Annotated in this window: 15 protein-coding genes and 1 pseudogene; 8 read left to right on the plus strand and 8 right to left on the minus strand. The window is 67.7% G+C overall.

Going from position 1 to position 17,117, the window contains the following annotated elements; translation table 11 throughout:
• Window positions 1-122 precede the first annotated feature (122 nt).
• From ABXS69_RS02995 to ABXS69_RS03025, 7 genes are all read left to right on the plus strand, one after another.
• A complete protein-coding gene (locus ABXS69_RS02995; protein ID WP_366181115.1) occupies window positions 123-329 on the plus strand; it encodes an actinodefensin in 207 nt (68 codons plus the stop codon).
• Window positions 330-429: 100 nt separating this feature from the next.
• Window positions 430-1,593 carry an actinodefensin-associated protein A gene (gene adfA, locus ABXS69_RS03000; RefSeq protein ID WP_366181116.1) on the plus strand — a complete coding sequence of 388 codons (1,164 nt, stop codon included), beginning with the start codon at window positions 430-432 and terminating at the stop codon, window positions 1,591-1,593.
• The gene (gene adfB, locus ABXS69_RS03005) at window positions 1,590-1,817 is read left to right on the plus strand and encodes an actinodefensin-associated protein B (RefSeq protein ID WP_366181117.1); all 228 of its coding nucleotides are present in this window, start codon (window positions 1,590-1,592) and stop codon (window positions 1,815-1,817) included. Before adfA ends, adfB begins: the two co-directional genes overlap by 4 nt.
• A gap of 22 nt (window positions 1,818-1,839) precedes the next feature.
• Entirely contained in the window at window positions 1,840-4,359 is a 2,520-nt protein-coding gene (locus ABXS69_RS03010; protein ID WP_366181118.1) for an ABC transporter ATP-binding protein, read from the plus strand.
• Window positions 4,356-6,458 carry a prolyl oligopeptidase family serine peptidase gene (locus ABXS69_RS03015; protein WP_366181119.1) on the plus strand — a complete coding sequence of 701 codons (2,103 nt, stop codon included), beginning with the start codon at window positions 4,356-4,358 and terminating at the stop codon, window positions 6,456-6,458. The genes ABXS69_RS03010 and ABXS69_RS03015 overlap by 4 nt, the downstream gene beginning before the upstream one ends.
• A 17-nt stretch (window positions 6,459-6,475) precedes the next feature.
• Window positions 6,476-6,844, plus strand: coding sequence for a hypothetical protein (locus ABXS69_RS03020; protein WP_366181121.1), 369 nt, complete (start codon window positions 6,476-6,478; stop codon window positions 6,842-6,844).
• 56 nt (window positions 6,845-6,900) lie between these two features.
• On the plus strand, window positions 6,901-8,154 hold the full coding sequence (locus ABXS69_RS03025) for a S8 family serine peptidase (protein WP_366181122.1): 1,254 nt from the start codon (window positions 6,901-6,903) through the stop codon (window positions 8,152-8,154).
• A 10-nt stretch (window positions 8,155-8,164) separates the two neighbouring features.
• On the opposite strand, the gene ABXS69_RS03030 is transcribed toward ABXS69_RS03025, so the two are convergent.
• Complete coding sequence (locus ABXS69_RS03030) at window positions 8,165-8,845, minus strand: response regulator transcription factor (protein WP_366181123.1); 681 nt, start codon at window positions 8,843-8,845, stop codon at window positions 8,165-8,167.
• Between the two features lie 171 nt (window positions 8,846-9,016).
• Between ABXS69_RS03030 and ABXS69_RS03035 the strand changes: the two genes are divergently transcribed.
• On the plus strand, window positions 9,017-10,102 hold the full coding sequence (locus ABXS69_RS03035) for an ATP-binding protein (protein WP_366181124.1): 1,086 nt from the start codon (window positions 9,017-9,019) through the stop codon (window positions 10,100-10,102).
• A gap of 338 nt (window positions 10,103-10,440) precedes the next feature.
• On the opposite strand, the gene ABXS69_RS03040 is transcribed toward ABXS69_RS03035, so the two are convergent.
• The 7 genes and pseudogenes from ABXS69_RS03040 to narI form a co-directional block, all read right to left on the minus strand.
• A complete protein-coding gene (locus ABXS69_RS03040; RefSeq protein WP_366181604.1) occupies window positions 10,441-11,028 on the minus strand; it encodes a hypothetical protein in 588 nt (195 codons plus the stop codon).
• The gene (locus ABXS69_RS03045) at window positions 10,949-11,422 is read right to left on the minus strand and encodes an Eco57I restriction-modification methylase domain-containing protein (RefSeq protein ID WP_366181125.1); all 474 of its coding nucleotides are present in this window, start codon (window positions 11,420-11,422) and stop codon (window positions 10,949-10,951) included. The genes ABXS69_RS03040 and ABXS69_RS03045 overlap by 80 nt, the downstream gene beginning before the upstream one ends.
• Window positions 11,423-11,536: 114 nt before the next feature.
• The gene (locus tag ABXS69_RS03050; RefSeq protein ID WP_366181126.1) at window positions 11,537-12,223 is read right to left on the minus strand and encodes a DapH/DapD/GlmU-related protein; all 687 of its coding nucleotides are present in this window, start codon (window positions 12,221-12,223) and stop codon (window positions 11,537-11,539) included.
• A pseudogene (locus tag ABXS69_RS03055) lies at window positions 12,186-13,204 on the minus strand (zinc-binding dehydrogenase). Before ABXS69_RS03055 ends, ABXS69_RS03050 begins: the two are co-directional and overlap by 38 nt.
• 337 nt (window positions 13,205-13,541) lie before the next feature.
• The gene (locus tag ABXS69_RS03060; protein WP_366181127.1) at window positions 13,542-15,515 is read right to left on the minus strand and encodes an ATP-binding cassette domain-containing protein; all 1,974 of its coding nucleotides are present in this window, start codon (window positions 15,513-15,515) and stop codon (window positions 13,542-13,544) included.
• Window positions 15,512-16,309, minus strand: coding sequence for a molybdate ABC transporter substrate-binding protein (modA, locus tag ABXS69_RS03065; RefSeq protein WP_366181128.1), 798 nt, complete (start codon window positions 16,307-16,309; stop codon window positions 15,512-15,514). The genes ABXS69_RS03060 and modA overlap by 4 nt, the downstream gene beginning before the upstream one ends.
• A gap of 16 nt (window positions 16,310-16,325) precedes the next feature.
• Window positions 16,326-17,117: a respiratory nitrate reductase subunit gamma gene (gene narI, locus ABXS69_RS03070; protein WP_366181129.1), complete on the minus strand. Its 792-nt coding sequence runs from the start codon at window positions 17,115-17,117 to the stop codon at window positions 16,326-16,328.

Here is a 17,117-nt window from a genome sequence, read left to right on the forward strand (position 1 = left end):
ACATCCGTCCCTTCATCAGAGAACACACAGCCTTCCCCGAATCGGGGAAGGCGTGCGGAAACCTCCGTGCGCCAACAACTCCGGGCACGAACACGCCCCGGAACATCCGAGAGGAACGCACTATGAAGAAGTTCATTCGCCGCAGCAGCAGCCTCGCCGCCGTCAGCTTCGAGCGGGCGCTCCGGTCCGAGAGCCAGGCGCCCCTCGAGGGTGCCGAGGGTTTCGGCTGCCCCAATGAGTACAAGTGCAACAACCACTGCAAGAGTGTCGGCTACCGGGGCGGCTACTGCGACTTCTGGACGCTGCGACTCCGCTGCACCTGCTACTGATCGGTAGCGCAGGCATCGTGCGTGGCCCTGTTCCGAGCCGTCGCACCGGCTCGGAACAGGGCCACGGCCCGAACCTCTGAGAACCTCAAGGTCCACACCAATGAACCCCAAGACTACATCTTCTGCCTCCCCCTGGACAGAGCCCACGGAGCTGCTGCGCAACGAGGCCGGCACTTGGCAGCCCGTGACGGAGGAGGCATTGGCTGAGGGCTACGCCTCCGCCAGCCTCATTTTCGTGATCGCCGGAATCGCCGGCGTGCGCCCGCCCCTCGGCCAGTCACTCTTCGAGGGCGTGCTGTGCCGCACTCCCGGAACCCACCTCAATGGGGACGCGATCACCCCGTACGAGCAATCGCAATACGACCTTGAACCCCGCTCACTGGGCGAGGCCGAGCAGGTGCTCGCACAGGCGCTGCGTGAGCATGCTGTGGGGAACGCCATCCGGCCGGCGCATGTTGTCGATGACCTGGTGGTTCGCTACGCCAACGAACTGGCCACGGCCGATGCTGGGTTCTCATCCGAGCCTCCCACGCAGGCGGAAGCGCAGGAACGCATCGACCTGCGCGGCATACGCGACCTGGTCGGCGCAGTTGAGGCCGAGCGGGAGCAACACCAGTCACGCGGCGGGTTTCTCGACCGCCTGCTTCACGGCGACCGGCGGAAGTCGAACCCGGATCAGGCGGAGCGCGGACCGGCCTCGCAGGATGCCGCCCCGGAGGTCGAAGTAGCCCCGCAGTGGCTCACCGCCGAGGCCATCAATATGATCGAGGTGGCCCGCATCGTGTCGCTCGCGTCCTGGCAGGAAGCCATGAAAGGTCTGTCCCCGCGGGTGTGCCAAGTCCTGTGGACCGCGGCGGACAACCCAGCAACCTCTCAGACTAGCGCCTACCGTCCCGCCCACGATCCGCAGGTGATCGCCGCTTTCGCCGCGGTCCCCTACGAGGAGCGCTCGGCGAGCATACGGCCCGACGTGCGCACCCATGACGCCGCCATCTGCCGCTGCTACGGACGAGACCCGATCGACGACGGCGCAGCCGCACGGCTCCAGGCGTTGCACGAGGCTGGAAGTGCCTGGAGCACCTGGCAGGAGGAACTAGCCGACGGCACCCTCGCCGCCCGCGGTCTCATCGACACCGAGGGGCTGGCGCAGATCGGCCAGGACCCCTTCCTCAGGCAGCAGTACGCCCCGGATGTGAAGAAAACCGTAGAGACAGAGAGGTGGTTGACGTCATGGCTGGACGCTGGCGGCTCGCTGAAGGAATGAGCCTCACACACCTTGAGAACGGCGGCTGGGCAGTCTCCGACTTGCACCGGCTGTCCGTATACGAGCTCGATGAGGACACCGGCGTGTTGATCGAACAGGCCCTGCGCGGCGGCACCGTGTCCCTGAGTTCGCCGGTTCTTCGGGAGGCGCTCACCTCCGGCGTACTGACCGACGCGGGCAGTAGCGGGGCAGTCGAACCCGGACACGTCGACTCGGCGCATTGAAGAAGGACAAGGAGACACAAACATGAATGCACTGATCACCGCCCTGATCGGAGGAGCAGCCGGGGTCCTGCTCGGCACCGCCGGAGCCAAGCTCTGGACCACCGCGCGCATGCGCCTGGCCTGGCCCGAAGGCGCCAACTTCCTCAACCTCCACCTGTCCAGCGGGTTCGTCATCGCCGTCGAGATCCTTACCGCGGCGGCCGCGCTCGCCCTACCGAGCGTCCGCCTGGCCTGCCTCATCCTCGCGGGTGTCTACGCCGCCTTCGTCATCGGTGCCACCACCCTGCGCGGGCAGGAATGCGGTTGCTTCGGCGTGGCCGGAATGAAGGTCGGCAGGCTGCATATCTGGGGCTGCGCGCTCGCCGCCGTGGCGCTGACCTCGGCCGCCGTACTCGGCGACGGAGTCGCCTCGCCTCTGCTGGCGCGCCTGGCCGCCACGGCGGCCTCAGCACTGGTCATAACGCTGGCTATCGCCCTGTGGAACCGGCGCAGCAAGCAGGCACATGCGCCCAGCGCGGAGCACGACCGCCTCCTAGTGGTGCTCTCCCCGACCTGCACCGCCTGCTCCGCGCTCAAGATCATGGAGAAGCATGATGTCAATGACATTGAGGCGGGAGGCACGATCCGCTGGGTCGATCGCGATTCCGAACCCGCCGTTCGTCTGCGCGAGGTCGGCGTAGACGTATCCGCGTTCCCGGCCGTCGTCTCCATGTCCGCCGCGGACCCAAGCGACGCCCACGTGGAATCAGGACTACAGGAGTGCCGGGAGGTGCTGCAATCATGGCGGGAACGTCGCCTAGTCGTCCAGCCGTGCAGCTCTCTGCTGCACTTCTGGTCCTCCGCCGGCGGTCGAGCGACACGGGGCATCCTGCCGTCCGTCGGCGGCATCTCCGTGCTGCTGGCGTTTCAGGCCGGACTCGCGGTGGTCTCTCCGCTCATGCTCCAGCGCATCATCGACGCTGCCGGACCCGGCGCCTCGGTCACGGTGGTCATCATCCCCGGGCTGCTCGCTGCGGCCGCCGCATTGGCGAACGCGGTCGTTGACTTCGCCGCACAACGAATGACCGTCGTCACCGGACAGCGCTTCCAGGAGCGCCTCAGGGTGCTCATGCTGGACAAGCTCACTCGGCTGCCGACCTCGGACGTTGCCGCGGCGCCGAATGGAGACGCGCTTTCGCGCATCACCAATGACACCGCGCAGGCGCAGTCGTTCGTCTCGAGCATGCTTCCGCAGCTGGCCGGACTGGTGACGCGGTTGGGCGTGCTGCTGGGAGTCATGTGGTCGCGCTCCTACACCATCACCTTGACCGTCGTGGTGCTGGCGCTGGTGCTCATGGTGCCCACCGAGAAGGTCTCGCGCATGCTGAGTGCGGCGACCGACCACATGCTTGAGGCGATGTCCGCCTTCAGCAACACCGTCGCCGACCGCATGGGGGTCTCTGGGCACCTCTTCGCCCGCACCGCGGCCAGTATCCGTGGTGATCACCGTCGCGCCGAGCAGACAGCGGCGGGGGTACGCACCTCTTACGCGCGCATGATCACGATCGACAGTCTTTTCTCAACGGCGCTGGACCTGATCGGCACGGTGGGAACCGTCATGGTACTCGTGATCGGCGGCCGGTCCGTCATCCGTGGGGAGATGACTGCTGGCGAGCTCGCGGCACTCGCCGTGCTCGTGCCACAACTGTATGCGCCCCTTCAAGGGTCCTCGGGAATCCGCACCGGCCTGGCCACCTCCTGGGCGGCGCTTTCACGCGTGAACGAGTTCCTGGAGGCGGACGAGCACTGGTACGAACCGGCCAACGTCGGCACCGCCATCACGCCGCGCGGCAGTGAGACCCTCGCTGTCCGCGAGGTCGACTACTCGGTCCCGACCGACACCGGCAGCACCGTACTGCTCGACGCCGTCGACCTGACCGCCCGCCCCGGGGAGATCGTCGCCGTGGTCGGGCCCTCCGGCAGTGGGAAGACCACGCTGCTGACCCTTATTGCCGGAGCCAACCGCCCCACACACGGCAGCATAAGCGTGGGCGGCTACTCCCCGACCGAAACCGGGACCGAGGCGTGGAACGGCATGGTGCAGCTTTGCCCGCAGGAGCCCTTCTTTCGCAGCGGGACGCTGCTGGAGAACTTCCGCGCGGTGCGACCTGACATCAGCGAGGAACGCGTGCGGCAGCTCTGCGCACGCGTGGGCCTGGACCTGGACCGCCTGGGAGACCGCTCGGGCATGGACACCATGCTCGGCGAGCACGGCATGCGCATCAGTGGCGGTGAGCGCGCACGCCTGGCTAGCGCCCGGATGCTTGCGCTGGACCCCTACGTGCTGTTGTTTGATGAGCCCACGGCTGCGCTCGACGACGAGGCCGCCGACCGCTTCATCGCCACCCTGCTCGACCTGCGCCGGGATCACTGCATCGTCGTCACCACTCACGATGCGCGCCTCGCCCCGGTCACCGACCGCAGGTATCGCATGGACGCCGGCCGGCTCACCCCGATGACCACCGCTACAGCGGGAGTAGTGGGAGCCGGAGTCCCGTCATGATGGGGCAAGCGGCCGGGCACGACCCGACGGAGGGCTATCCCGAAGCGATTGGTACGGGGCTGGGACGCGTGGAGATCCACACGCTTACCGACGCCCGGACGGGTGCACAGGTCCGGCTGGAGCAGCCCACGCACCCCACCTCAGCGCGCCCGCGCACAGACCTGCTGCGTCACCGGGGCATCGCCTACGACCGCATCAGCGGCGATCTCATCCCCACCCCCGTGCCCGAGGGATACCTAGGCGTCGTCGAACCGGACGGGAAGAGCACGCTGCTCGCAGACACCGCGCAGGGCTTGCCCCGCGGGCACGGTGAACACGGCTGGGTCTACTGCCACCGTCAAGGCGACGGGCGAGTACAGGTCAGCGTGCGTGAGTATGCGGAGGCCAGGCCAGTCGGCTGGGGCCTGTCCACCCGCTCACTGCTCGGCCTGCGTCCGAACAATGCCGGGCGGACCCGCCTGTGGCGGCTCGGCAAACACGTGATCTGGCTCCGCCGGGAGTACCCGGCTTGCCGGACGATTCCCCGGCACAGCACAGGGGAGGGGGGGTGGCCGGATGCGGTCGTCGAGGACCTGTTCTGCGCTGGGGCGTGCACCGTCATGATGGATGACGTCCCACTCACCGGACTGCCGACCGGAGCAGCAGTGTTGCTTGAGGCGGAGGACTCGCTCATCCTCGGGATCGCCGCCACTGCGACCGAGTTGGCGGCATTTCTGAGAGAGGATCACGTCGACCACTACGTCGTATCGGTGACCTCGCACGGAGACATTTGCGAATCCTCGCCGATAGGAGACCTGCCTCGAACCTCGGTGGCCCACCGTGACACCGAGGACGGCAGGGCCGTGGTCTTTACCGAGCGCCTGCCGGGCCGGACCACCTCCTACACGGTGGAGGACGGCGCGGTCGTCGCCACGCTGGGGGAGGCGGTGGATCACTACACCGGCGTGCCAGGGCTCAACGGCGCCTGGGTCGAGCGTCGGAGGCCGGACACCGTGCGCTGGCCCGGAGGCTGGTGGTGTGACGGAACCGAAGTGGAACGACTCCTCCCGGGTGACGACCGCGGCCGGGTGCGGGTGAAGACCGGACGCACTCACGGCTACCGGCAGATTGCGATCACAGCGGACCAGGCCGGAGGCCTCGCCGACCCCGACGCCATACCACCTGTTTCTGCAAACGCGGCACCAACGGCATACGGAAGGCGCGAATCCGTATCCCGGCCAAGCCGGGCGCTATGGGTTCATAGCGTTGACGACCCTGTGGTGGGCACCTCCGCGTCGGTCGTTACTCGCAGTGTGCTGGGACATCAAATCGAAGCGATTGTCTGCGAATCGGCACTGGGCACCGCACCGTTGGTCTGGTTCGACTCATCCTGGACCGTCCCCGGGCTGGCCCCGCAGCTGGCGCGCATTGACGTCGTCTCGCTGCCGGTCGGCTCCGCCCAGTGGTGCCACGCTGACTCCTGCCCAGTGATCCGCATAGGCATCGACTACGAGTCCCTGGCCTGCACGGACACCGACGGAATCGTGAACGTCCTAACTCAGGCCTGGCAGGCGGCCCTGAACGTGATCGCCGAGACGCTCCCCGGCAATACCGGCGCACCGTTCCTCGGCGGCCATAGCTTTGGGGCTGCGCTGGCTGCCGTGGCCGTGCTCCGTGACCTGGTGTCCCCTGCCGGAGTGATCCTGCGCAGTGGTGCCTACGACCGTTACGCCACTCCCGGCGGATTCGAGCACGACCGGCGCACCGTCGCCTCCGCCCCCGATCTGTACCGCCTGATGAGCGTGGTCTCACGAGCCGACGCACATCGGGGCATACCGTTCCTGATCACCTGCGGTGGCGACGATGAGAATTCCGCCACCACCCCCCGCCAGTCCCAGACCCTCTACGAGAACCTGACGCTGTGTGGCGCGGATGCCACTCTTGCCGTCTTCGGCGGCGAGGGGCACGTCTTCGCTGCCAGACAGTCGATCTTGGAGCAGCGCAGGCTCGAAGCCGAATGGATGTCCGAACGGGCTGGTAGATCAGGCGTCGTTTCCCAGAGCTTCAGCCAAACCGCATACCTGCAACATCGAACAACCTCTGACTCTGAAGGGCAGTAAGCATTATGAACCGCAGCATGCGATCCGAGCTCAAGGCCGCTGTCCGCACCGTCCGCTCCTCCCGAGAGGAAGCAGGCATGCAGGACTGGACACCTCGCACCGGTGATCCCTCCCATGAATCCCTGGAACAGGTTGAAGCGACACTGCTGCGTCTACGCGACCTGCTGCAGAAGGAAGGACGCGAACTCGTCGGGGACGTGGAACGCGACGCCGCCGTCGTCCTCGCCGCCAGACGCCAGGGCCACATAATTGATCTGGTGATCGGTAGGGAACGCGCGCCCTATAGGGGCGAGGCCGGATTCCTGTCGTGGATCGAGCACAATGGCGAGGTCGCACTGACCACCGCGCCCGTGCGACAGCTGTATGAGGAGGTCGCCCGATGGTGACGGCTGATTCACCGCTGCCGACGTCGCCTCCGAGGCGCTGGTCGAGCAGCAGCCTCATGGTCGCCGTGATCGCGCTCGTGTTGGCGCTGGTAAGCATGCCGCTCGCCTCGGCCGCGCCACGGACCGAATGGAGGCGTACGGAGCCGCTCGCATCCCAGCAGTGGTACCTGAACTGGAACGAACGCGGCACCCGGCCCTGGGACGGCGCCGGAGTCTCGGTGGGGATCATCGATACCGGCGTCGACGCCACCCACCCGGAACTGTCCGCCGCGTACAACACCGAGGACAGCCGCTCCTTCCTGCCGGACCAGGCTTGCAGCATGGACCCCGACTGTGCCGATCCCGGAGTGGACCCGCTCGGGCACGGCACCGGCGTTGCCGGCATCATCGCGGCGGCACGGGACGGTCGCGGCATCGGTGGGGCAGCGCCCGGAGTCGACCTAGTCAGCCTGAAGGCGGGCGACGCCACTGGCACCTTCTCTGCCGGCGCAGTCGCTCGGGCGATCCGCTACGGTGCGGACGCTGATCTGGACATCCTGGTGATGGCTTTCACCACTGATCCGTGGTTCCGGTACTGCACCGATGCTCCCGGCGACAGTGCAGAGGAACGCGCCCAGCAGGCCGCCGACCTGGACGTCATTGACTCCGCTCTGAGCTATGCGGCGGATCTCGGCACTATTCTCGTCGCGGCGGCCGGAAACGAGGACTTCGATCTGGACCACGGCACAGCCGACTGGTTCAGCTCCGGCTATTCCGGGCAGGGGCCACGTGAGGTCAACGACAGTTGCCTCACCATGCCCGCCCAGTCCGACGCCGTCATCACCGTGGGTGCGGTCAACGCGGCCGGGGAGCGAACGAGCTACTCCAACATCGGTCAGGCCGTGGATATCGTCGCACCCGGCGGCGAGCCACTCTGGTACGACGAGGAGAACGTGTTGCGCGGGCAGGACACGGCGATTCTGACCACTGCTCCGGAGAGCCTGCTCCGCAAGGCCGGTGTGCTCATCGACGATGGCAGTTCCTCGCACTCGGAGATCGCTGTCGAATGCGACCAGAGCACCCACTTATGCAGTTACTACTGGTACGTGTCAGGCACGTCCTACGCTGCGCCGCAGGTGGCCGCGGCGGCAGCGATCCTTATGTCGCGCGGTGTTCCAGCCTCCCGCGTGGAGGATAAGCTGACGGCTCTGGCGTCTCCGAGAAGCTGTCCCGCGCAGGGCAGTGAACTGCTGTGCCAGGACCGGGCGGCCGGAGGTAACACGTGGTACGGCTCCGGGACCCTCCGACTGGGAAGGTATGCTAGGTGGTGACGGTCTCAGGCTACGGATGTTGCGCCTTGGTGGCTTCAATTACGAGCCGCAGGCGTGAATCGACGCCGTACTTGTGCATCAGACTCGACATGTGGCGTTTGACGGTGCTCTCGGCGATGAACAGCTTCTCCGCGATCTCTGCGTTGGACATGCCCTCACACAGCAGGCCCAGGACGTTTTGCTCGGCCGGGGTGACGCCGTCGGGATCCCGCCTTCGCTGCACCGGGCGCAGGTGGTCGGCGACCAGTCTGGAGGCAGCGTCCGGGGAGATGCTGGTGCCGCCGTGGTGCGCGGCGACGATGGCACGGACGACTTCATTCGGCTCATCGGTCTTGTACAGGAAGCCGTTGGCGTGCTGTGTCAGCGCCGTCAGCATGGCGGTGTCATCGTCGAAGCCGGTCAGGAGCACCACGGCTGTCCCGGCGGACTCCTGCTTGATGCGTGAAAGCAGCTCAAGGCCGTCCATCCCGGGCATCCGTACATCGGTGAGCACAACATCGACGCGCCTGCCGCGCAGGAAGGCCAGTGCGTCCGTGGCGGACTCGAAGGCGCGCAACAGCTCGATCTGGGGCGCGCTCTCCAAGTAGGTGCGCAGCGCGTACAGGACGTAGGCGTCGTTGTCCACGGCGACCACCCGGATGGGGGCGTCGCTGGCTCCGCCTGCCGGGGGGAGGACGTCAGGAGTAGGCATGGCCTAAGGTTAGACGCGAACCCGTTCCCGTCGAGAGCTGTCACCGTGTCTGTGTGGTCGTCGCCACGTTCGTCCCTCGTCTCGTTGCACTCATCCCTCCTGCCCGCGCAGGAGGAGCCGGGTCTGTGGCGACCAACCCGCCGGACACACCTGCTGCACCTGGGTGTGGCCGTGTTCCTGCTGGTCTTCGCATACCTCTTCACGGGACTGCCTCACGAACCAGTGCCAGTTGGGCTGACGGTGCTCGCCTGCATTGCGCTCCCTGTGTTCTCTGCGATGCCGGTAGCCGGCATGTTGCTGGGCATCGTGGCGACGTGGGTTGCTTCATCTGTTGAACAGGACACAGGTATCGTTGCGACTCTGGCGGTATGGAGTGTCATTAGCGTATTGATCGCTCGCGGTTGCCCCAGGTGGATAGTCTATTGCTTCGCGTATCTGGTTGCTGTTCCAGTAGTTTGGGTCGCGGCACGTCAAGGGCAATGGGTTAATGGTTTTATTTGGATAGTGCTTGTCGGGATTCCCTGTGTGGTGCTAGGTGAACTATTGCGCCGTCAGCGCGACCGTGCCAAAGAAGACGTTCGTGACAAGCGTCAGGCGCTGGCGCGGCAGCGTCGGCTTATCGCCTCCGAGCTGCATGACACGGTCGCGCGTGACCTCGCCTACGCGGTAATGACTGCCGAGCAATTGAAGCTCGCTCACCCAGAAGACGTTGATCTTGTGCGTGGACTTGATGGTGTGATCGAACCCGTGCGCATGGCCGTAGGCCAACTACGGCGCAGCCTGCAGAATATAACCGCGACAGACAATGATGACGCTGTGCTGCTTTCGTCTGTCACATCGCCGCGGCCTATTACATCAGTGCTCGCGGATGCGCGGCGCGTGCTAGAGGCGCGTGGAGCTTCGTTGGAGGTTGAAGGGGCAGAGCTATTTAAGAGTGAGGGAGTCCTCACTCCGGGTATGCAGCAACAGGTGCTGCGGGTGGTCAACGAGCTTATTGATAACGCTACCAAATATACATCCGCCGATGGTCGAGTCCGAATAACGGTTGAGATCAATGGCCGTGCACTCGAATGTATGGTAACGAACCCCGTTGATGTGAGCCCCTCGAAGGATGTCGCGCTCTCGTCGGGAATCGGTCTGGAGGGTGCCCGTCGACGGGTAGAGACTCTGGGTGGAGAGCTTGTCACTAACCAGGGTGGAGGGCGCTGGGCGGTGACTTTTACTGTACCTGTGCGAGGTGCGTGGAAGAACGCGTAGAAGCTGGAGTCGTCACTGACCTGCCCGATGTATAAATCCACTCCTTCCGCTGGGGGCGGATGCTATGGAGGTGCTACGAAAGTTGCGTGCGAATGTGGACCTATGTGGTATGGATGTTGCGAGGCGTCGCGATGCATGATGGAGCTGAGCGTCCAAACCAAAGGGAGGTTGTTCATGTCTTCGTGCGTCCGCATTCCTGCTCTGTTCGTCAGTTCTGCTCTCGTGTGTTCGCTGTCGGTTAGTGGTGTAGAAGGTTTTAGTCAGCGGTTTGTCGGTGATGCTGAGGCTGCTGTTTTCGTCGCGCCGGCCAATATCAATTTTTGTCCCGTCATTGCTGGTCAACGTATTGGTCTCTGCGCCAGGTGACCGCACGGGTTGTTCTCAGGGTGAATGTGTGAGCCTTGACCGAGCTGACACAGCTGGTCCAGGCTGGGGAACCGCATCTGCCGCAGATCACCGGCGTTGGCCTGGGTATGGCCGGAGAAGGCTCGGTAGTAATCGTCAACCGGGTTCGAATTCAGCCAGACCGCCCCGCCGATGGCAACCTCCGGGTCCCGCCTGTGCCCAGCGCGGTGGATGTACTTCAACTTGTTGTCGAACGCTGGCTGCCTGCCGTCCTCGGGCCACACGGCGGCGACCAGACGCCGCTTCCCCTCCTTCGCGGAGAAGCGTTTGAGCAGAACATATGTGCCTGCTGGGACCAGGAACTTGGTGTGCACCGGTTCGGTCGCGCGGAACCACTGCGGTTTCCTTACGCTATCGCGGGGATGCACCACTCGCTGCCGGGTGATATTGGCCGGGTACACCATCGGTACGGCGCCGTCGGACTGCTCGTGTGCCAAGTATTCACGGGATCGGAACTCCACCACGCGTCCGGTTGAAACCGTCATGCCGAGGTCGGCAAGTGTGCATCTGGCGCAGTTCATCCACTTGACCGCCTCGGCATCCTGTAAGTACTCCCAGGTTGCCGAATACCTCGGAACGCGACTGGAAGGTGTGGATGGCGTCGATCCCAAACGATGTCAGCAGGGTGCGACGGAAGTGGCTGAAGTAGGTGCCGTTCATCCACGAGCGCGGTGCGATGGAAACCTGCTGTCTGCCGGTGTCCAGTAGGAGTGCGCCAAGCGCCATGAAACCAGCGTAGATATTGGGAACGGCTATGCCTACGCTGCGAGGATCGGATTCTAACAAGGTGTTTACTCCTGGCTCGATTAGTATCAGCGTGCAGTGGCACGGCCCAAAAGGCTCATGCCAGCCAGCGTACCGGTCCGCTGTGACGCGAACTTGCTGGCTAGTAATGGTCGGTGCGCAGAACTGCATCCAGACGCTCGGCCAGGTCGGGCAGGTCAGGCCGCGGCATAGAGAGTCTGCCGCGTCGGCAGGACCTGTTCTCGGATGACTGGGTGCAGGGAGCGTCGGGAGGTCTGGTCGCCGCTAGTCCCGCGCCGTCTTCACCTCCCGCAGCACCCGGGCGGGCACGCCGCCTACCACAACGCCCGCGGGCACATTCCGGGTGAGCACCGCCCCGGCGGCCACGATCGCACCGGCCCCGATGCTCACCCCCGGGCAGACGACAGCGCCCGCCCCGATCCACACGTCGTCGCCGATGCTGATGGGGGCGGGCAGCAGCGTGCCGCGCTCGGTCACGGGCTCGGCGTGGTTGAGGGTAGCCAGCACCACGCGATGGCCGATCAGCGCCCGGTTACCGATGGTGATGCCGCCCTGGTCCTGGAAGCAGCAGTCGGCGTTGATGAAGACATTGTCTCCGATGCGAATGTTGCGGCCGAAGTCCGTGTGGAACGGGGGCACCAGGCCCAGCGTCCGGTTCACCGGCGTGCCGGTCAGGCGCGCGAAGAGCTCCTGAACCTCGGCGGGGGAGTGATAGGCCCCGTTGAGCTCGGCCGTCACCCGCAGGGCCTCCTGCATCGTCCGGCCGACCACGCCCTCCAGCGGTGAGTCAGACGTGATCGGCAGTTCCGCGGCCGTGTGGGCCACAAGGTCCTGCGGGCCGAGTGCGTCGCCGCCGGGCTGCATGCCCGACGACGGCGACGCGTCCGGCGGTTGAGCCGCGGACGCCATCGTCTCAGACCTCCAGGAGGACCTTGATCTCGCGGCGCTCATCCATGGCCTTGTAGGCCTTGGCGGCCTCCTCCAGCGGCAGGCGCTTGGTGAAGACCCGGCCAGGGTGGATCTCCCCGGCGTCGATGCGCTTGATGAGGTCGGGCAGGAAGCGGCGCACGGGCGCGGGCCCGCCCTCGAGGTGGACCTGGTGGAGGAACAGGTCGAGGCCGTCGATCGCCTGGTCGTGCGAGACGCCGACGAAGCCGATACGGCCGCCGGGACGGCATGAGGCCAGCGCCTGGTCCATGGACAGCTGGGTGCCCACGGCCTCGCACACGCCGTGCGCGCCGTAGCCGCCGGTGAGCTCCTCGGCTTGGCGGCCCCCTCCTCCCCACGCTCGGTGATGACGACGTCGGCCCCGAGCTCACGGGCCAGCGCCGCCCGGTCCTCGTGGCGGGAGAAGATGATGACCCTCTCCGCGCCCAGGGTCTTGGCGGCCAGGACCGCGCACAGGCCCACAGCGCCGTCGCCGACGACGGCGATCGTCTTGCCCGGGCCGGCGTTCGCGGCGACGGCGGCGTACCAGCCGGTTCCCAGGACGTCTGAGGCGGCGAGGTAGTCGGCGAGGCGCTCGGGGTCATCCGGCTCGCCGCCGGGAACCTTGACGAGGGAGCCGTCGGCGAGCTCGACGCGCATGTACTCAGCCTGGCTGCCGGTGTAGCTGCCGGCGTTGGCGCAGCGCGAGGGGTAGCCGGCGCGGCAGATCTCGCAGGTGCCGTCGGAGAGCATGAAGGAGCCGATGACGAAGTCCCCGAGCTCCAGGGTGCGGACATCCTCGCCCTTCTCCACGATGGTGCCGACGTACTCGTGGCCCATGTACTGGTGGTCGACAGGCTGGGCGCCCCGGTAGGGCCACAGGTCGGAGCCGCACACGCAGGCGGCGGCGAGCTTGATGACGACGTCGCCGGGCCCCGCCACGCGCGGCGTCTCGATGGTCTCCACGGCGACGTCGCCGGGCGCGTTCATGACGACCGCGCGCATGGTGGCGGGCAGGGCGGGGGCTGTCGGTGCGGTGGTGCTCATGGCGGGGCCTCTCTGATAAGAATCCGTCGATGCGTCAGAGCCTACGGGGGCCGCCGCGCTCGCAGCCAGGCCCTCTCAGTGCCAGGCCTGCCGCAGGGCGGGGGTGAGGGGCGGCGTGAGGGGCCGTGACCCATGGAAGATGGCGGGTTTTGAGGATTCCTTGGGCGATTCACCGCCACGAGCGGGCTGCGCGCTCTCATTGACCCTTCCTGACCTGCGCCATCATCCAACATGGCATGGCGTCATAAAAAGGAGTCCTCAAACTGCGCCACTGTGGCCGCGGCGGGCGGGCGGATCAGCCGCGCGGGACGATGCGGACCTCGACGGCCTTGATGACGGCGATGAGCTCGCGGCCGGGGGCGATGCCGAGCTGGGCCACCGCGCCCGCCGTCACGGTGGCGGCCAGACGGCGCCCACCGCTGTCCAGCCCGACCGTGACCAGCGCCCCCGAGCGCTCCACCGCGCGCACGACGACGGGCAGCGCGTTGCGCGGCGAGCCCGAGGGGGCCTCCTCGTAGAGCGCGACGGCGTCCGGCGGGACGAGCGCGGCCGCGGGCTCGCCCTGCCGGGCCCCCTGGCCCGGGCGCCCGTGGATGACCAGCCCGGATCCCAGGTCGACGCGGGGGTCCTCCCGACTGCCCGCGGCGGTGCCCATCAGGATGGATGTGCCGGTCAAGCGCGCGGTGAAGTCGCTGCCCGGGGCTGACAGCACCCGCGCCGCCTCCCCGCGCTCGACCACTCGCCCCGCCTCCAGGACGACGACGTCGTCGGCCAGGGAGGCGATATCGAGTACGTCATGGGTGACGAGCAGGACCGTCAGGCCCTCCTCGCTCGCCCGCCGCGCCACGAGAGCCCGCATCTCCTGGCGGGCCGCCACGTCGAGGGCGGCCATCGGCTCGTCGAGGATGAGCGCGCGGGGCGATGTCGCCAGCGCCCTCGCCAGGGCCACCCGCGCGGCCTGCCCCCCGGAGAGGGCGCCCCCGGATCTCATGGCGAGGCGCTCCGCGCCGACGGCCGCCAGCTCCGCCAGGGCCCGTCGTCGCGAGGCCCGGCGGCCCAGGCCCTGACAGCGCGGCCCGAAGGCGACGTTCTCCAGCACGGACATGTGCGCGAACAACCCCGGCTCCTGGGAGAGAAGGGCGATTCCTCGCCGACCCGCGGGCACGAAGCCCCCCGGTCCGTCGAGCACGCGCCCACCGAGGCGGGCCTCGCCGCCCGTCGCGTCGAGGAGCCCTGCCGCCACGAGGCAGGCCGTGGACTTCCCCGAGCCGTTGGGGCCGATGAGGGCCAGCGCGCGCCCCGCCCCGATCTCCAGGGACATCGACACGTCGCGCTCGACGGAGGTGAAGGAGAGCGCCAGCGGCAGGCTGCGCGCGCGGGGCTGATCGGGGGGAGTGCGGCCCTGGTCGTCTTGGGGCGGGGGCACGGGGAGGCGCCATCGCCGGATCAGGGCCCCCCACGGCAGGGCCGTGGCCCCCACAAGGAGGAGGGAGACGGCGATGAGGACGACGGCGAGCGCCAACGCGGTGGCCGTGTCCTCCTCCCGCTGGAGGTAGATGGCCAGCGGCATCGTGCGCGTGACCCCCTCCTTCGAGCCCGCAAAGGCGATGGTGGCCCCGAACTCACCGAGGCCGCGCCCCATCGCCAGGGCGATACCTCGCGCCAGCGCGGGTCCCACCATCGGCAGGGTGATGCGGGTGAGCATCCTCCACGGCCCGGCGCCGAGCGTGCGGGCGATCATCTCCGCCCGCTCATCGCGTGAGCGCAGCGCCGCCTCGAGCGTGACCACCAGGAAGGGCATGGCGACGAAGACCTGCGCGATGACCACCGCTGTCGTCGAGAAGGCGATGCGCAGCCCCCAGGCGTCCAGCGTCCCTCCCAGGACCCCCTTCCTCCCGAGGGTGGCCAGCAGAGCGATCCCCGCCACGACCGGCGGCATCGTCATCGGCAGGACGATGAGCACCCGTGCCACGCGCACCCCGCGCCACTGCCGGGACAGCAGCAGCGCCAGCGGCACTCCGAGGGCGGTGCAGACGGCCGTGGAGGCCAGGCAGGTGCGCAGCGACAGGCCCAGCGCCGCCTTCGCGGAGGGGGAGGACAGCAGCGCCGGCAGCCTGCCCCAGGCCACTCGCGACCCCATGCCCGCCAGGGGCAGGAGGATGAGTGCCGCGCCGGCCAGCCCGAGGAGCACCACGGCCAGCGGCAGCGGGGCGTGGGCGGCCCGGGGGCGGCGCGGCAGCGGCCATCGGGCCGCCCGGGCGCCCGTCACTGTCCCGGGGCCCCGAAGCCGCGCGCCGCGAGGATCGACCGGCCCTCGCTGGACAGCGCGAAGTCGACGAAGGCCTTGGCAGCGGCCGGGTTGGCGGGTGAGGAGGTCACTGCCAGCGGGTAGTGGTTGACGACCCCGCCGTCGGGGATCGTGACCTCATCCGACCTGTCCCCGGAGGCCGCCGCGTCGGTCTTGTAGACGATGCCGGCGTCGGCCTCGCCCGACTCCACCTTGGCGCGCACGTCGGTGACCTTCTGCTCCTCGGAGGAGGGGGACAGGGTCACGCCCAGCGCCTCGGCGAGCCTGTTCGTGGCATTTCCGCAGGGGACGGCGTCGGCGCAGATGACGAGGGCCTTGCCATCCAGTGAGGAGTCCAGGCCGGTGATGCCCCCGGGATTGCCCGGTGGGACGATGAGGGTGAGCCGGTTCGTGGCGAGATCGGACGCGTCGGCCACGAGGGACTGCCCGGCGGCCGAGGCCATCGACCGCTCATCCGCGGTGGCCAGGACGTCGGCCCGTGCGCCGTTGGCGAGATTGGCGACGAGGTCCTGGGACCCCTGGAAGTCGTAGGTGATCGTCAGGCCGGGGTTCTTCTCGGTGAGCGCGGCCCCGATCTCCTCGAAGGACTCCTTGAGGGAGGCCGCGGCGAAGACGGTGAGGGCCCCGGAGACCGGGCCGGCGCCGGGCGCCGGGGGTGAGGAGGATGGGACCCCGGCGCACGCCGCCAGCGCGCAGGCGGGCGCGAGGAGGAGTGAGACCAGGGCCGCGCGGCACTGGGGGAGGCGGAGTCGCATAGGCGCGGTAGCCATCCTACGCTCCCTGGGAGGCGGTGACGTCGTCGGGGCCCTGGTTGCCGGTGCCCTGCGTGCGCACCGGGTCCCAGCCGCGCTTGGGGGTGACGGCCGAGACTCGCGGCGCGCGGGAGCGGTAGACCACGTAGGGCCGGGTCAGGTACCCAACGGGCGCCGAGACCACGTGGACCAGTCGGGTGAAGGGCCAGATCGCGAAGAGCAGCAGGCCGGCCACGATATGCAGCTTGAAGACCATCGGCACGCCCGTCATGAGGACCGGCTCGGGGCTCAGCAGGAAGATCGAGCGGAACCAGGGACTGATCGTCTCGCGGTAGTCGTAGCCGTGCTCGCCACCGAAGAGCTGGGTGGTGATGGTGGCGCACGCCCCCAGGAGGATCGGGATGAGCAGCATGACATACATGACCACGTCGTTGCGCGTGGTCGCCAGGCGCACGGACTTGACCACGATGCGCCGGTAGAGCAGGCCCGCCAGCCCGACGATCGTCATCAGCCCGGCGAGGGTCCCGGGGATGACCGCCATGAGGTGGTAGACGCGCTCAGGGATGCCCACGGCCGTGGTGAGGGACTTGGGGATCACGAGCCCCATGAAGTGCCCGAGCGCCACGAAGAGCACGCCGAAGTGGAACAAGGGGGAGGACCAGCGCAGGATCCGGCTCTCATTCCACTGCGAGGAGCGGGAGGTCCAGCCGTACTGGTCCGTGCGCCACCGCCACCACAGGCCGACGGCGAGGAGGAAGAAGGCGGCGTAGGGCAGGCCGACCCACAGGACGTAGTGCTCGAAGGTGCTCAT

This window comes from Actinomyces timonensis (assembly GCF_040702965.1).
In the GTDB taxonomy this organism is placed as follows: Bacteria; Actinomycetota; Actinomycetes; order Actinomycetales; family Actinomycetaceae; genus Actinomyces; species Actinomyces timonensis_A.

Excerpts from the sequence above, each read along its gene's own strand:
- ABXS69_RS02995 (WP_366181115.1), top strand. The coding sequence starts at position 123 with ATGAAGAAGTTCATTCGCCGCAGCAGCAGCCTCGCCGCCGTCAGCTTC.
- adfA (WP_366181116.1), top strand. The coding sequence starts at position 430 with ATGAACCCCAAGACTACATCTTCTGCCTCCCCCTGGACAGAGCCCACG.
- adfB (WP_366181117.1), top strand. The coding sequence starts at position 1,590 with ATGAGCCTCACACACCTTGAGAACGGCGGCTGGGCAGTCTCCGACTTG.
- ABXS69_RS03010 (WP_366181118.1), top strand. The coding sequence starts at position 1,840 with ATGAATGCACTGATCACCGCCCTGATCGGAGGAGCAGCCGGGGTCCTG.
- ABXS69_RS03015 (WP_366181119.1), top strand. The coding sequence starts at position 4,356 with ATGATGGGGCAAGCGGCCGGGCACGACCCGACGGAGGGCTATCCCGAA.
- ABXS69_RS03020 (WP_366181121.1), top strand. The coding sequence starts at position 6,476 with ATGCGATCCGAGCTCAAGGCCGCTGTCCGCACCGTCCGCTCCTCCCGA.
- ABXS69_RS03025 (WP_366181122.1), top strand. The coding sequence starts at position 6,901 with ATGGTCGCCGTGATCGCGCTCGTGTTGGCGCTGGTAAGCATGCCGCTC.
- ABXS69_RS03030 (WP_366181123.1), bottom strand. The coding sequence starts at position 8,845 with ATGCCTACTCCTGACGTCCTCCCCCCGGCAGGCGGAGCCAGCGACGCC.
- ABXS69_RS03040 (WP_366181604.1), bottom strand. The coding sequence starts at position 11,028 with ATGAACTGCGCCAGATGCACACTTGCCGACCTCGGCATGACGGTTTCA.
- ABXS69_RS03045 (WP_366181125.1), bottom strand. The coding sequence starts at position 11,422 with ATGCAGTTCTGCGCACCGACCATTACTAGCCAGCAAGTTCGCGTCACA.
- ABXS69_RS03050 (WP_366181126.1), bottom strand. The coding sequence starts at position 12,223 with ATGAGCGCCGCGAGATCAAGGTCCTCCTGGAGGTCTGAGACGATGGCG.
- modA (WP_366181128.1), bottom strand. The coding sequence starts at position 16,309 with ATGCGACTCCGCCTCCCCCAGTGCCGCGCGGCCCTGGTCTCACTCCTC.
- narI (WP_366181129.1), bottom strand. The coding sequence starts at position 17,117 with ATGAGCACCTTCGAGCACTACGTCCTGTGGGTCGGCCTGCCCTACGCC.